This is a genomic window from Herpetosiphon geysericola (assembly GCF_001306135.1).
Taxonomy (GTDB): Bacteria; Chloroflexota; Chloroflexia; order Chloroflexales; family Herpetosiphonaceae; genus Herpetosiphon; species Herpetosiphon geysericola.
In genome coordinates this window covers 127,212-141,556 of the sequence record NZ_LGKP01000035.1, presented here as the reverse complement: position 1 = coordinate 141,556, position 14,345 = coordinate 127,212, and the positions used below count along the sequence as shown (strand labels likewise).

Annotated in this window: 14 protein-coding genes; 8 read left to right on the top strand and 6 right to left on the bottom strand. The window is 51.8% G+C overall.

All coding sequences use genetic code 11. The features are described 5' to 3' along the window. Positions 1-84: 84 nt before the first annotated feature. Positions 85-1,608: an Eco57I restriction-modification methylase domain-containing protein gene (locus SE18_RS21435; protein WP_054536520.1), complete on the bottom strand. Its 1,524-nt coding sequence runs from the start codon at positions 1,606-1,608 to the stop codon at positions 85-87. A 235-nt stretch (positions 1,609-1,843) separates the two neighbouring features. Between SE18_RS21435 and SE18_RS21430 the strand changes: the two genes are divergently transcribed. From SE18_RS21430 to scpB, 6 genes are read left to right on the top strand one after another with little or no spacing between them, the layout of a single operon-like run. Beyond that, on the top strand, positions 1,844-2,998 hold the full coding sequence (locus SE18_RS21430; RefSeq protein WP_054536519.1) for an aminotransferase class V-fold PLP-dependent enzyme: 1,155 nt from the start codon (positions 1,844-1,846) through the stop codon (positions 2,996-2,998). 30 nt (positions 2,999-3,028) lie between these two features. Next, the gene (locus SE18_RS21425; RefSeq protein ID WP_054536518.1) at positions 3,029-3,424 is read left to right on the top strand and encodes a hypothetical protein; all 396 of its coding nucleotides are present in this window, start codon (positions 3,029-3,031) and stop codon (positions 3,422-3,424) included. A 22-nt stretch (positions 3,425-3,446) separates the two neighbouring features. Further along, positions 3,447-3,848 carry a succinate dehydrogenase, hydrophobic membrane anchor protein gene (locus SE18_RS21420; protein ID WP_054536517.1) on the top strand — a complete coding sequence of 134 codons (402 nt, stop codon included), beginning with the start codon at positions 3,447-3,449 and terminating at the stop codon, positions 3,846-3,848. Positions 3,849-3,860: 12 nt separating this feature from the next. After that, positions 3,861-5,351, top strand: a complete 1,491-nt coding sequence (locus SE18_RS21415) for an FAD-binding protein (protein WP_054536516.1) — start codon at positions 3,861-3,863, stop codon at positions 5,349-5,351. Positions 5,352-5,379: 28 nt separating this feature from the next. Then, positions 5,380-6,132 carry a succinate dehydrogenase/fumarate reductase iron-sulfur subunit gene (locus tag SE18_RS21410; protein ID WP_054536515.1) on the top strand — a complete coding sequence of 251 codons (753 nt, stop codon included), beginning with the start codon at positions 5,380-5,382 and terminating at the stop codon, positions 6,130-6,132. A gap of 5 nt (positions 6,133-6,137) precedes the next feature. Beyond that, positions 6,138-6,953 (top strand): SMC-Scp complex subunit ScpB, encoded by an 816-nt coding sequence (scpB, locus tag SE18_RS21405; RefSeq protein ID WP_236706936.1) that lies wholly within the window; start codon positions 6,138-6,140, stop codon positions 6,951-6,953. A 384-nt stretch (positions 6,954-7,337) separates the two neighbouring features. Here scpB and SE18_RS21400 read toward each other — a convergent pair whose 3' ends face one another. After that, positions 7,338-8,015: a YczE/YyaS/YitT family protein gene (locus SE18_RS21400; RefSeq protein WP_054536514.1), complete on the bottom strand. Its 678-nt coding sequence runs from the start codon at positions 8,013-8,015 to the stop codon at positions 7,338-7,340. A gap of 185 nt (positions 8,016-8,200) precedes the next feature. Here SE18_RS21400 and SE18_RS21395 point away from each other — a divergent pair, with 185 nt between their 5' ends. Together SE18_RS21395 and SE18_RS21390 are read left to right on the top strand one after the other, a co-directional pair. Continuing rightward, positions 8,201-9,325, top strand: a complete 1,125-nt coding sequence (locus tag SE18_RS21395; protein WP_054536513.1) for a S1C family serine protease — start codon at positions 8,201-8,203, stop codon at positions 9,323-9,325. A 92-nt stretch (positions 9,326-9,417) separates the two neighbouring features. Continuing rightward, on the top strand, positions 9,418-10,515 hold the full coding sequence (locus tag SE18_RS21390; RefSeq protein WP_054536512.1) for a M20 family metallopeptidase: 1,098 nt from the start codon (positions 9,418-9,420) through the stop codon (positions 10,513-10,515). A 376-nt stretch (positions 10,516-10,891) separates the two neighbouring features. Here the strand turns inward: SE18_RS21390 and SE18_RS21385 are convergent, their stop codons facing one another. The 4 genes from SE18_RS21385 to SE18_RS21370 all read right to left on the bottom strand — a co-directional run bounded on the left by SE18_RS21385 (position 10,892) and on the right by SE18_RS21370 (position 14,333). Beyond that, positions 10,892-12,814 carry a hypothetical protein gene (locus tag SE18_RS21385; RefSeq protein WP_054536511.1) on the bottom strand — a complete coding sequence of 641 codons (1,923 nt, stop codon included), beginning with the start codon at positions 12,812-12,814 and terminating at the stop codon, positions 10,892-10,894. A 15-nt stretch (positions 12,815-12,829) separates the two neighbouring features. Next, a complete protein-coding gene (locus tag SE18_RS21380) occupies positions 12,830-13,204 on the bottom strand; it encodes an EamA family transporter (RefSeq protein WP_054536510.1) in 375 nt (124 codons plus the stop codon). Between the two features lie 138 nt (positions 13,205-13,342). Further along, the gene (locus tag SE18_RS21375) at positions 13,343-13,753 is read right to left on the bottom strand and encodes a hypothetical protein (RefSeq protein WP_054536509.1); all 411 of its coding nucleotides are present in this window, start codon (positions 13,751-13,753) and stop codon (positions 13,343-13,345) included. Beyond that, on the bottom strand, positions 13,722-14,333 hold the full coding sequence (locus SE18_RS21370; protein WP_054536508.1) for a class I SAM-dependent methyltransferase: 612 nt from the start codon (positions 14,331-14,333) through the stop codon (positions 13,722-13,724). The genes SE18_RS21375 and SE18_RS21370 overlap by 32 nt, the downstream gene beginning before the upstream one ends. Positions 14,334-14,345: the final 12 nt, after the last annotated feature.

Genomic DNA, 14,345 nt, shown 5'->3' with positions numbered 1-14,345 from the left:
CATTTTGTTATGCTGTTAGAAAATCCAATGCATTTAGAATTTGTTGCGCTTCTTGGCATTTCTGTTGCCTTAATTGCTCACTATTCATATAAGAACAACCTCTTTTATCCATTGATCAATTAATAATTGATCGGGATTAGGATGTGTATCAAGCTTCTGGCCCAAATTAATGAGTTGCGATTGGCTTGGATAACGTAAAGCATATAAATCGCGCACATTAACTTGGGTATGGCCGCTAAATTGGCGAAAACAAGTATCATAGAACGTAGAATTAAGATATAGCGCTAAGCCTTGCGCCAAGTGGCGATTTAGGCCATTTTTGGCAGCATGAATCACATTCAAATGATTTTCAATCGCTACATAATTGGTAGCTTGAATTTCAGGATGATAGATTGTAGCTTTGACACGTCGCATTTCTTCTTTGCTCGAAAAACGCCGAATCAGCACATAGCTGCCATTATTGGGATACAACCACTTCATTATCGCAGCATCCTGTTTAATCGCATTCGGTTTATTACTCGCTGCAATTGGCCATTCAACAAAGAGTGAACGACAATGAATGGGATACAAAAGTGGCAATGTATCGGGATCAGCCTGAGCATGTAAATAGTCAGCCAGTCGAAAATCAACAACAGGGCCAGTTGATGCTTTTAATCCCAAATCAGCCAAACTACATGGTAATTGTTGCATCATCACCATAGTCTGATCGTTATGAATCTCGGTTGGCAGATGAATAAATTGCTGAGGATCGTGGGGTTGCACAAGTTGACCAAAAGGAATTTCGCGTTGTTTAACGACCTTAAATTGAGTCAATGGGGTTTGTGAGATAATCACGCTCGCTTGTTTTTCCTGCTTAATCGCATGCAGTACAACCAATTCTTGCAACACAGCATCATCTTTAAATGGCTCTGTTCGACTATCGAAACTATGAATTTGCTGAATTGCCATCTCCTTAAGCAACATTGAACGAAATGGCTTGAAATACACTCCATTACAAAAACTGCGCGGGATGATTGCAACTAATTCACCCAATGGAGCCAATAGGTTAATCGTTAATGCTAAAAACGCACTATACAAATTAACAGTCTCAATCGCTACGCTCCGTAACATTTTTCGCGTGAGTGAACTATTTTGAATTTTCTTATAGGGTGGATTGAGAATGGCATGGGTATATTCAGGATTTGGTTGCCATGCAGCTAATTGGATTTTTTGAGTCGCTGCCTGAATAAAATCGGTATTGAAGATCGTGGTTTGACATTGGATCGCGGCCTTGGCTGCAACCTGCTGGCAAGTCTCCAAGGTTGTTGCCAATTGTGGCATCAGTAAGTTATCAATCTCATAGGCATCGATTGTAAAAGCTTGAATTGAGGCTTGCTGGCTAAATCGCTGAACAAAGGCAGCGATTAATGAACCAATTCCAGCTCCAGCTTCAAGTAAGCGCACGTTTGGCTGATCTGATGGTCTAAAGAGACTCGCCATATACTCGGCAATTGGAGCAGGAGTTAGAAATTGGCTATAGCTTGCACGCTGCTCGGGCTTGATCAGTTGATTAACCACTAAGCGCCGTTGATCAACATGCTCCATGAGATCAAAATGGGTTGTTATCATCAGCCAATGCCTCGCGTGTAAACACCAATGTTCTAAGTCTCTATCATAGTAGAATTTTGTTTTTTAGCCAATCTCACTTTTTATGTTGAGCCTACCGATTAGCTAAAATTGCTGATTACAAGGCATTGATTTGCGTTCGACACTCCCCATAAACTGCGCTATAATCCAAACAAGTTTCTGGAGTTGCTGATTCGCGAGCCTCTGATCAGAAATTTCTGATCGGCAGGTGATATTTGTGTTTACAACCATGAGCACTGCACCGCGTGATTGGTTGGCAAGTCGGGCTGAGTTCCCGATTTTAAGCCGCAAAACCTATCTCAATACCTGTTCGCTTGGCGCATTGAGCACCCGTGTACGTTCGGCAGTTAATCAGCATTTGGATTTATGGGAAGAGTACGGGGCTTCGGCTTGGTATAAGATTTGGCTTGGCGAGTGCGCTGGATTACGCGCCAGCACCGAACGCTTATTCAACGCGCCTGCTGGCTCGGTGGCTTTGGCGCCTAGTGTTGGTGTGGCTCTTTCGGTAATCGCCAGTGCCTTGGATTATCGCCAGCGGCCCAAGGTTATTTCAACCGTTCTTGATTTCCCAACAATTCCCTATCAATGGTTGGCGCATCCTGAGGTCGAGGTGGTGCTGTTGCCCTCGCCCGATGGCGTGCATGTGCCGCTTGAAGCCTACGAGGCCGCAATCGACGAGCGCACAGCCTTGGTAGCAACCTCGCATGTCTTTTTTGCGAGTGGCACGATTCAGCCAATTGCCGAAATTGCCAAACTGGCCCATGCCAAAGGCGCGTTATGTCTGATCGATGGCTATCAGGCGGCGGGCCAAGTGCCAGTTGATGTTGTTGCCAGCGATCTGGATTTCTACCTGACTGGGGGCTTGAAGTGGCTGCTTGGTGGCACGGGCATTGTGGAATGCTATGTGCGGCCCAGTTTGATTCCGCAGCTTAAGCCGACGGTTGCTGGCTGGTTTGGTCATGCCAACCAATTTGCCTTCGACCCAAACAACTTTGAGTTTGCCCCCGATGCGCGGCGCTTTGAGGTTGGCACGCCAGCCTTGGCGGCGGTGTACGCTGGCCATGCAGGCATGCAAATTATCCTTGAGCATGGCGTTGCGGCAATTCAGCAACGCACCAGCGAGCTAGTGGCCTATTTGGTGGCCAAGCTACGCGATGCAGGCTATCAATTAACTATTGCTGGCGACCCACAGCAGCATGCAGGGATCGTAATGATCCAAAGTGCCGAGCATGCCAAGCTAGTGGCCGCCTTGGCTGAGCAGGGGATTATCGTTGATCATCGGCCTGGCCATGTGCGGGTATCGCCATTTTTCTATACCGTAGAAGCAGAGCTTGATCTTTTTGTGGAACGCTTACAGGCTCTCAGCCAGTAATTTGGAATTCAGCATCAATAAGGAGGTTACGTGTCCACTCGCACGATTTTGGACCGTTATCAAACGAGTGCCTCGTATCTAGCGCGCATTTTACTCCGTTTTTCGGGCTTGTTGCTCACGGTGTATATGCTGACGTACATTTGGGAATTGAGCACGGTTATTCGCACCAGCGACGAACCTGCTGGCACCGCTGCGGCGGCCTTCAACACGGCGATGGCAGCGTATAACACAACCTTTTGGCATATTACCCATGCCGTGGTTGTGGCGATGGTGGTGTTGCATGCCCTGACTGGCTTGCGGGTTTTGACCCTTGAGGCTGGCATTGGCGCGCGCTTCCAACGCGCCTCATTCTGGCTTTCGTTGGTCTTGACAGTAGCGCTGTTTGTGCTGCTCTTTATTAAGATTATTGCCAATATCGCGGCATAACGGCTGGAAAGGAATCGCTTCAATGGTGCACCGAGACGTTATCAGCGTTACAAGCCGCGCGCAAAAGGTTAAAGTAGAACCTGGTGCGGGCACGCTGTTGTGGATTTTGCAACGCCTTTCTTCGTATGGCTTGTTGCTGTTTTTGCCAATCCACCTGTATTTTACCTATTTCACCAAGCTAGATACACCAGTGCTGACCTATGAAGGCGCTCGTGAAACCTTCCGCGCATTTCCACTGTGGTATGTGCTCAACGAAGGGTTGTTGTTACTGTGTGCGCTGTTTCACGGCTTAAACGGCTTTCGCAATGTCATCTACGACTGGACAACCAATAGCGCTGTGCGCCATACGGTCAACTTTGTGTTGATTGTCTTGGGTATCGCCGGAGCAATTTTGGGGTTCTGGACGTTGTGGGCTTTGGCATAAGGAGTGTCGTCTGTGATTCAGCATGATGTAATTGTGGTTGGCAGTGGAATCGCTGGGATGCGCTGCGCCCTTGAAATTAAACGCACTGCGCCGCAAGCCAATGTAGCGATTGTCACCAAACAATATCCGGTGCGCGCCGCTTCGGTAGTCGAACGCACTGGCATTGCTGCCGCATTAGGCAATAGCAGCGCCGATAGCGTCGAAGCCCATATCAGCGATACGCTGGCTTATGGCAAGAGCAATAATGCCGCCGCTGTCAAAGCGCTGTGCGAGCTAGCTCCCGCTGCTGTGTACGAATTGGAGCACATGGGCTTGCCATTTAGCCGCTTGAAGACTGGCCGCATTGCCCAACAACCAGCCTATGGCCATAGCCAACCTCGCTTGGCCAACGCTGGCGATCAAACTGGCCATGCGATTGTCACCACGTTGTATGGCGAAATTGTGCGCTTTGGCATCCAAGTCTATCCCGAGCAGTTTATGCTGGGCTTGGTGGTCGATGGCAAAAACGTGCGCGGCGTGAGCGTGCTCGATATTCGTAGCAGCGAAATTAACGTTATCAATGCCAAAGTAACGGTGTTGGCAACGGGCAGCTATGGCCAACTCTACGCTAATTCAGCAGATTCGTATGCCTCAACTGGCGATGGCCATGCCGCCGCTTTGCGCGCTGGCATCAACTTAACGGGCATGGATCTGGTCAGTTTCCATCCGTTAGGCGTGGCCAACACTGGCTTGATTATCAACGAACGAGTGTTGGCTGATGGCGCTCATCTGCTTAACGCTGCCGAAAAGCGCTTTACCAACGAGCTAGCGAGCTTGGAGCTTGTGACCGCTGCAATCAATGCAGAAATTGCCGCTGGCAATGGCGTTGATGGCCATGTATGGCTTGATGTTCGGCATCTGCCAACCAGCCAAATTCGCGAGCGCTACCCACATGTGTTGGATTACGCCGAAGATTTCGCTGGCGTAAACCCCAAGCACGATTTGATTCCAGTCAAGCCAACCCAACAAGCGACGCTCGGCGGCTTGCCAACCGACCTCAACGGCAGCGTTGCAGGCTTCGAAGGCTTGTATGCTGTTGGCGCCTGTGCCAATAACGGCGTCCATGGCGAGCAAGCTTTGCCTGGCAACGAATTGGCCGCCGCTGTGGTGTTTGCCAAATTGGCAGGCGCAGCAATTGCCGCCAACCTTGGCGCAGCCGTCTATGGCAATGTGCCAAGCTACGCCACCAGCAACGCCAGCGATGAAATCGAAGGCTTGTTTGGTCAAAAAGGCGCACATAAACTTGGCTTGGTGCGCAAAAACCTGCGCCACGCCTTTAGCAGCCAAAGCGCCAGCAATGAGCAACAGGTTGGCTTTGTGCATAGCCTGCGCGACCAGTTTGGCCAAATTGGCTTGCACGATAAAAATCGCCGCTTTAATACTGAATTGCTCGAAGCCCTAGAGCTTGATCGGCTGCTTGATGTGGCCGACGCTGTGGCAAAAGCAAGCGTGGCTGCGCTCTAAGCGCTAGAAACCTAGTGGAGTAGTTTCAATGAAAGTAACTTTTCGTGTGCCACGCTTCGATGCTGCCACCGATTTTACCGCAAAATATCAGATCTACCACGTCGAGGTAACGCCGTATACCACGATTCTTGATGCTTTGAACATTATCAAAGAAGAGCAAGATGGCACGTTGGCGTTTCGGCGTGGCTCGCAATCGGGCATCGATGGCAGCTGTGGCATGATGGTCAATGGGCGCAATCGTTTGGCTTCGACCACCCGCGTTATGGGCTTGAACACCAGCGAAGTTGCCTTGGGACCATTGCCTGGCTTCCCCGTCATTCGCGATTTGGTTGTGGATTTCGATTCGTTCTTTGCCAAAGATGCAGTGATGTTGCCCTACTTGGTGACCGACATTGCCAAGCCAGAAGATGGCAAAGAGCGCTTGCAAAGCCCCAAAGATGCCAACCGCATCGCCTTGGCTGCAACCTGCAACCAATGTGGCTGCTGTACCTCTGCCTGCCCAGTTCACTGGAGCAACGGCGAATACTACGGTCCATCGGCCTTGACCCGCGCCTATCGCTTTGTCGAAGATTCACGCGATACCGCGATTAAGGCGCGCTTAGAGATCGTTGGCTCGGAAACTGGGGTTTGGCGCTGTCACACCATTTTCAACTGCTCGGAATGTCCCAAAGCCATTCCAAACGGCGAGAACATTCAAGCTCTCAAGCGCAAAATCATGCTTAACAAGATCGGCCTTGGGCGGATTGAAGTTAAAGTTGCTCGCACCGAAGCAACTATCTAAATTGCATGAGCGGGCAATCACCAAGCCAAACTATGCTGCGCCGTTGGCTCAAGCTGTTTGGCTTGGTGATTGCCCGTTTGGTTCAACACTTCGCCAAATCAGCAAGCCATGTAGCCATGAATGTAGATCAAGAACCACCTATGCTTAGCACCGCAACCGATCAGCCTGAGCTTGCAGCCGATGTTGGCGTTGATGAGCCGCTTGCTGAGCCAACAGCATTGATCGAGCAGATCGATCAATCAAGCCCTGATCCAAGTCCAAGCCCTGAGCATTTACACCCCGATTTGTTGCTGCGCGCCGAAGCTGTGCTGTTTGTGGCTGGCGATGCGGTTGAATATGCAACCTTGGCCAAAGCGCTTGAATTGCGCGAGCAAGATTTGCCATTGCTGATTGCCGACTTGCGCCAACGCTTCATTGGGCGCGGCATTCGCTTGCAAGATCAAGCTGGCACCTTGCAGTTGGTCAGCGCGCCCGAAGCTACCAGCGCCCTCGAACGTTTTTTAGGCGTGAGCCAACCGCAAAAACTCTCCCCAGCAGCGCTTGAGGTTTTGGCGATTATCGCCTATCGTCAGCCAGTCACGCGGGCTGGGCTTGAAGCAATTCGTGGAGTTGATTCGAGTGGCGTGGTGCGTTCGCTCTTGGCGCGTGAGCTAATCTACGAGGTTGGTCGCGCAGAAACGCTTGGCCGCCCAGTGCTCTATGGCACAACCAGCCAATTTTTGCATATTTTTGGCATTACCAGCCTCGCTGAATTGCCAGCCTTTAATTTTGAGCGCCAAGCCCCAGTTGACCCAGATGCAGCCCAAGAACGGCTGTTTTGAGTCGTCCAAGGGGCTAGGGGTCAGAAAAACGGCAACCACGAAGCGCATGAAACTAAGTCTATAGGCTATAGGCTGTTGGATATCGGAGAATCATTGGGGTTGGCAACAAAGGGTGGCACAGCACGGGATACTGATCCCCAGCCCCCGACCCCTGAACCTCAAATGCTATGGGCTAGGGGTCAGAAAATGACAACCCCGAAGATTGCAAAGGGAAGCAATTGGGGCGACAGAATCAACTTCAACATTCCACCGCTTAAATATTTGGGGTGCAGGGGCTGAAAACCCCTGCGTCTCCCGCCTTGAGGCGGGACGGAAGGGTGGTGAACACGCCGATTTCTGATAAGCAACGATTTGGCTAAAAACCAAAATAACGTAACCTAAATCTTAGACCGACGGTGCAACTTCGGCTGGCTCAGCAGCAACAGGCTCAGGTTTGGCTGAATGTGGCAAGGCCTTGAACAATTTCAGCCCCCATTGCACCGCCGGGCCGATGCTCACCGCAAACAGCAACGTTCCCCAGCCAACATCGCCACCCATGATCCAGCCCAAAAAGAGCACCGAAAGCTCAATGCCAGTTCGGACATGGCGCACTGGCCAGTTGAAACGCCGCACCAAAAACAGCATAAAGCTATCGCGTGGGCCAGCACCCATATTGGCCCCAATATAGGCTCCGATGCCAATGCCACACAGCAGCAACGCCAGCAGGTAGTAGCCCAATTGCCATGGCCATGTTGATACAACAGGAATCAAAGGCATGGTTAAATCAGTGACCAAGCCAATTAAAATGATGTTGCTAATCGTACCCCAGCCAAAGCGAATATCAACCAGCAGCAAGATTGCCATCAAACCAAAGCCAACCAATTCGCTGACCAAACCGACTTTCAGGCCAGTCAGTTTGTTAATCCCTTGATGAAAGAGATCCCACGGCCCCAACCCAAACTGGCTCTGCATCATAAAGCTAATTGCCAGGCCATACATGCTCAAGCCAAAGATCAATTGAACCCATTGGCGGGCAGCAACTGGCCGAAAATCGAAGTGACGGGCGAGAAATGAACCAAACATAGAGCCATCCTTGTGGAGCAATAATCCAATAGCATGTGTTTTAACAGATTGTCCTAGCGACAACGAGTGACAATCACCAAACATGGATCAGGACAATTATACCGAACTTTATCTGTAGGAGGATGGCGCTGCTTTTGCTATACTCGGCGTAGGTTCCAAATTGGACTAGATTTTTTGGAGGTTGTATGCAGCTTCGTGATCGCTTAGGCTGGATGTTAAGTGGCATTTTGCTGGGAATGTTGTTGATGGTCAGTTGTGATGTGGTTACTCAATCGCCAACCGCGCGGCCAAGCGTCGCCGATGCGGCCATTGTACCGTCGAATGTGCCGCAGGCCACAACTGGCGCCCAAATTCCAGTCAATCAAGCTTCGGTCGATGCGTATAGCAATGTAATTCGGGCGGTCTACAATCGTGGTAATCCCTCAGTCGTGCGCATCGATGTGCAAAGCAGCCAAGGCGAATCGCTTGGCACCGGCTTTGTGATCGATAAAGAGGGCCATATTGTAACCAATAATCACGTTGTCGGCAGCAGCCGCAGCGTTTTGGTCAATTTTATCGATGGCGAAGCAGCAATTGCCGATTTGGTTGGGATCGATAGCGATTCGGATTTGGCAGTGATTAAAGTGCGCAATCCAAACCCCAACATCTTAGTGCCTGTCGAATTTGGCGATTCGTCAGCGATTCAAGTTGGCGATGTGGTGGTGGCAATTGGCAATCCCTATGGCGAAAATCGCACGGCCACCGCAGGGATTATCAGCGCAATTCGCGGGGCCAAGAATGAAGGTGGTGGCAGCACATTCTCAATCCCCGGCGTTTTGCAAACCGACGCAGCGATTAACCCAGGCAATTCTGGTGGGCCGTTGTTCAATAGCCAAGGCCAAGTGATTGGGGTCAATACCTTTATTCTCGACCCATCAGGCCGTGGTGCAAACATCGGCTTGGGCTTTGCAGTGCCAGCCAATTTGGTCAAGCTGGTTGCGCCAGCAATTATTCGTGATGGCAGCTATACCCACCCGTTCTTGGGCGCAGCCTTGGCCAGTGCCGATAGCTACTTTGCTGAAGCCAATAACCTGCCAAGCAAAGGCGTTGTCATTACCCAACTCTACGAAGGGCCTGCTGCTCAAGCTGGTTTGCAAGTTGGCGATGTAATTGTGGCAATCAATGGCCAAGCAGTGCTCGAATCGGGCGATGTGATTGCAATCTTGGAGCTAACCACCAAGCCAGGCGATCGGATTACGGTCTCGGTGGCCGAGGGTGGTGGCCGCACCCGCGACGTGCAAGTCCAAGTTGGCGCCCGCCCAGGCCGCTAAATCAGCTTCAATCAGGGTTCCACCTTTAGCCCTAGCGCAATGCGTTAGGGCTTTTGTTACAATGAAGCAATGCTTAGCGAAAGGGGTTCTGTGTGTCGATTCGTACAACCTTGGTTGATCTAACCACGCGTTTGGTGGCAATTCCCAGTGTTTCCGCCGAAAAGCGCGATTTACAGCCAGTGATTGATTTAGTTGTAGCCGAATTAGCTGCTTATCCAGCGGCACAATTGCATCATCGCGATGCGAGTGGCTACCCAATGTTGGTCGTCAATTTCAGCCAAGAACTGCGCAGCGATATTATTTTAAATGCCCACCTTGATGTTGTGCCAGCCCGCCCTGAACAATGGCAAGCCTTCGAGCGCAACGGCAAATTGTATGGGCGCGGCACGCAAGACATGAAAGGTTCGGCGGCGGTCTACATTGAAATTATCAAAGAAATTGCCCAATTGCCTGCCGAGCAACGCCCAAGCGTGAGCTTCCAATTTGTCACCGACGAGGAAATTGGCGGGGCAAATGGCACAGCCTTGTTGCGTGATGAAGGCTGGCATGCCAATTTATTTATTGCTGGCGAGCCGACCAACCTCAATATTTGCCACGGAGCCAAGGGCATTTTGTGGTTGGCGGTTGAGCAACCAGGCGTGCCTGCCCACGGTTCACGGCCTTGGGAAGGCGTAAATCCAATTGAGCGCTTGGCCAGCGGGCTTGGGCGCTTGTACAACTATTATCCAACGCCTGAGCAAGAAATTTGGCGCACCACAGTTACCCCATCGATTATCAAAGGCGGCGATGCTGGCAATCGGATTCCCGCCAACGCCCAGCTCAATCTCGATATTCGCTGGACGCCAGAAGAAGGCGCTGATGCGGTGATTGATAATGTGAAGCAAGCTTTTGCCACGCCCAGCGAACCGAATGCTAACGTACAAATTTTGCATCGCGGCACGGCGCTGAATACCGCTGCCGAGGAGCCAAATTTACAGCGGATTGTTGATGCTCAGCAAACCAGCCTTGGCCGCGAAGCGCAACTGTTCCGCGAGCATTTTGGCTCCGATGCCCGTTTCTACAGCGATGCAGGCATTCCAGCGGTGTGTTGGGGGCCAGAAGGCGCTGGCCTACACACCGACGACGAGTGGGTCAGCATCGATGGCTTAGTCGATTACTATCACGCAGTCAAAGCCTTGCTTGGAATGTAATTGATCCACGAGGGCGAGGGATCAGGGGCGAGGGATCAGGGTTCAGTGAAACGGAACCGCGAAGAGCGCGAAGGACACGAAGATAAGGCTCTAGGCTCTGGGCTATTGCACTACCACAAAACGTTCCGCTAGTCCAGAGCCTTCAGTCTATCGCCCTTAATCCTCTGCGCCGCTGCGTTAAAAATTGATCCACGAAGGGCACGAAGAGCACGAAGCACCGAAACCGCGAAGGACGCGAAGATCGCGAAGGTTGCTCATTCCCTCGTCCGTGCATTGCATCCTTCATCCCTCTGTTCTCTGTTGGATGCTCTTTTGACTTCTGCCTTTTGACTTCTGCCTTTTGATTTTTGCTCTATGTTCTATGTTCTTCATCACATTACGGCACAAACGCCCCAGTGCGATACTCGATGATAAAGTCAGTCCAGAGCACCATTGAGGCGGCGATAATGAACAAGCTGGCAGCAATCGCGCTAGCGCGGCCAAAGCGCCCGCGTTGGGCCAATGTTGCCAAGCCAACTCCGCCGCTCAAGGCCAAGGCAGGCAAGATAAACAGCCACCAACGCACGGTTTGCTCCGACCAAATCAACGAGCTAAGCGAAAGCACGAAGGTTGCCAGCCAAGCCCAAATTGGGGTTGCCAAACGCGCTAAGCCGTGGCGCAAGCTGAATGCTCCACCCAACCCGACCAACCAAAACCAAGCAGGAACCCGCCCATCGAGCGCAATCAGATCGTTCCAAACCACGCCCCACAGTTTTTGGCCGAGCGGACGTGGGGCTGGGCAAATTACCCCATTGTTGGCAAGGCTTGGGTCGCCCAAGAAATTGCTGTAATATAAGCCAACCGCCAACACCACCGCACTCGTGCCAATCACCACCAGCCGCCCAAGCACCGACCATTGCCGTTGCCAAGCCAAAAATCCGGCGAGCGCCACGCCCCACAACCCAAGCGACAACATCGTGCCACTATGCTGCAAGGCCGCAACCGTCAGGCCAGCGATTAGGGCTGGTTGCCAAGCGCGCGGCTGATTGCTGGCTAGCCACAGCCCAAGCCATGCCAGCACAGGCAAGGCAATTGCCTGCCCAAGCACATTGCTCCATTCACCAATCACCATTGCCCGTAACATCGCCAAGGGCGCAAGATACAGGCTGGCCGCCCACAAAGCCGCCCGCGCCGGAGTTCGCGCATCGCGAGTGCGATCAACCAGCCACCACAGCAATGGAATAACCATAGCATCGGCAAACGCCCCAACCACTTGAATCAAAATGCCCCGATTGAAGCTAGCTGGTAGCAATACACTCAATGGTTGGGTGAAGAGATAGGTGCCAGGCGGATAGGGCGAACGGCCAGCGCCCGCAGCACAGGGTAAGCCTTCGGTAAACAGCAAATCGCCAGAGCTGGTGCTGGCAAGATTGTTGACGTTCAACAGCAGATCGCTAAAGTTGGTTTGCGGATGGCGAATGCCAATTAACCGCAAGGCCAAACCAAGCGCCGTCATGCCCGCTACCAGGGCAATTTCGAGGTTTTGGCGCCGTTCAGCCAACCAGCGCCCCAAGCCCACGACGACTAAACAAGCCAAGCTAATGTTGCGCAATTGGCCTGTATCGAGCGTGACAATCGTGCGCACGGTTGCCAACAACACGCCCAAACCACTGCTCGTGACCAGCATCGCGCCAGCAGCAGTCAGCGGGGCCAAGCCAGCCAGCGCCGCTCCTAAGCCAACCACAATCACCAACACTAGCAAATCGAGCCAGCCAGCCCATGGCATAAACCAGCTATGGCTAAGCGGCTGAACCTCCATGCGATACAAAACTACGCCCAGTAAGCGCGGGTCGGGGCTGGCATTATAGGTCGGCGCTTGCAATTCGAGCTTGAGGCCACCATCAGCGCTGGCTGGGGCAAAGATGTGTAATGTGCGTTGGCCTGGTGGCAGATCGGTTCGAACTTCGGCAGCATTGGCTTTGAGCAAAAACGGGGTTTGGGGTACTGATGGCGGCGCTAAACTGAGGCGAACAAGCTGCGCGCTGCCATTCAGATACGGCACATCAATCGTTGCTTCTGGCTGCGTCCAGCGATAGGTTTCTGTGGTGCTGAGATCGACCGTGGCAGGCTCGGGGGCATGCACATTAGTGAGATAAGGCTGATCATACATCAAGGCAAATTGCTCGCCCGACTCACCAATGACTAAATCGCCACCAATCGCAAGGTTGAAAGGAACTAAACGTTGCCAGCCAAGCCACAGCAATAGCCCAGCAACGATGCTGCTTAGCAAAATTACACGGGCATATCGACCCAGCGCCATGTGCACAAACGCCCCTTAGAATCCACTACCACGAATAATCAACAGAATGCCGACCACAATGATAATCGCCCCAAACATTTTTTCGAGGGTCAGGGTTTCGCCGACAAACCACCATGCAAACACAATCGTGGCGACATAGCTCAAGCCAAGCAAGGTATAGCTTAGCTCCAAGCGCCACCAAACTACGCTGCTAATCCAGGCTACGATGCCAACAAACAGCAGCAGCATGCCCAGCCAAACTTGCCAACGCCGGATGCCATAGCGCAAGACTTGCAAGGTGCTTAAACGGTTGGTGTGGGCCATTTGCACCCCAACCATGCCTGCGCGAACAATTAAATTGCCAAGCATCATCGCCAGCACCGCACCAATAATCCACCACGTTTGCATCATATGTTTGCTCGTTTGTTTGTTGGGGGTCGGGGATCGGTTATCGGGGATCGGGTTTAATCTATCAAGGATTAACGTTTTATCCCTCGTACTTCATTGCTCCAGCCCGATCCCCAACTCCCAACAACCGATCCCCAATTGTCAAATACTATGTCCACCGCGAAACAACAGGCTGACCCCAACAAAGACCAGGCCAATGCCAGCAAGGGTTTGCCACGACATGCCACCGCCAAACCACCACCAATTGATCAGCACCACGATAATCGTGGCGATGCTCCACAGTGGGTAGAAAAAGCTCAATTGGCGGCGCGCCAGCAAGGCCAGCCATGGAATGAGCGAAAGCAAAATCAGGCCAATGCCCAAAATGCCCCACAAACTTTGGCTTACCTGCCACAGGCTATTTAAACTATGCTGCGTAGCAGTCAACAAGGCTTTGCGATAACACAATTGCCCAGCGATCAGCAGGCCAATTGCACTGCTAAACAAGCGAATAGCAGTGCCATGCTCGCCAACTCCACGTTTAATCGACGCGGCTAAAACGGTAAACTGCATAATCACAAATTCCACTGCGAATCGACCAGCGACGTTGGATAGTAAAGTAGGGCGCAAATAAGCGGCCATAATCTTCGTCTTGGCGAATCGCATCGCCGCGATCAAGCCAATGCATCAAGCGCCCGGGCAGATTCCACCAATCTTGGGCTGGAATATCTTCAAGCATCAAAATTTCGCCGCCAGGAGCCAAAACGCGATGCAGTTCGCGGGCCGTAACTTGGGCCAATGCATCATCAAGATGGTGAATCACGCCCACAATTAAGGCTGCATCGAAACTAGCATCGCCAAAAGCCAAGGCATTGCCGTTCATCACCCCAAAACGATGATCGCTGAACGTGGCGGCATAGCGCACATAGCCTTGCGAAAGATCAACGCCCATATAGCTGTGCTGCGGAAACGATGCAGCAAATTCACCAGTGCCACAGCCAAAATCCAAAAAGCGCCGTGGCTTGGTTTGTAGCCATGGCGTCAATTCATCGGCAATTGCGGCACGTTCTCCAACATAATTATTTTCAACAATTCGCCGCAATGTAGCCCATAAAGCTGGGCGTTGGGCAATATTGGTTAAAAAAGCTTGCATGCAATGTTCTCA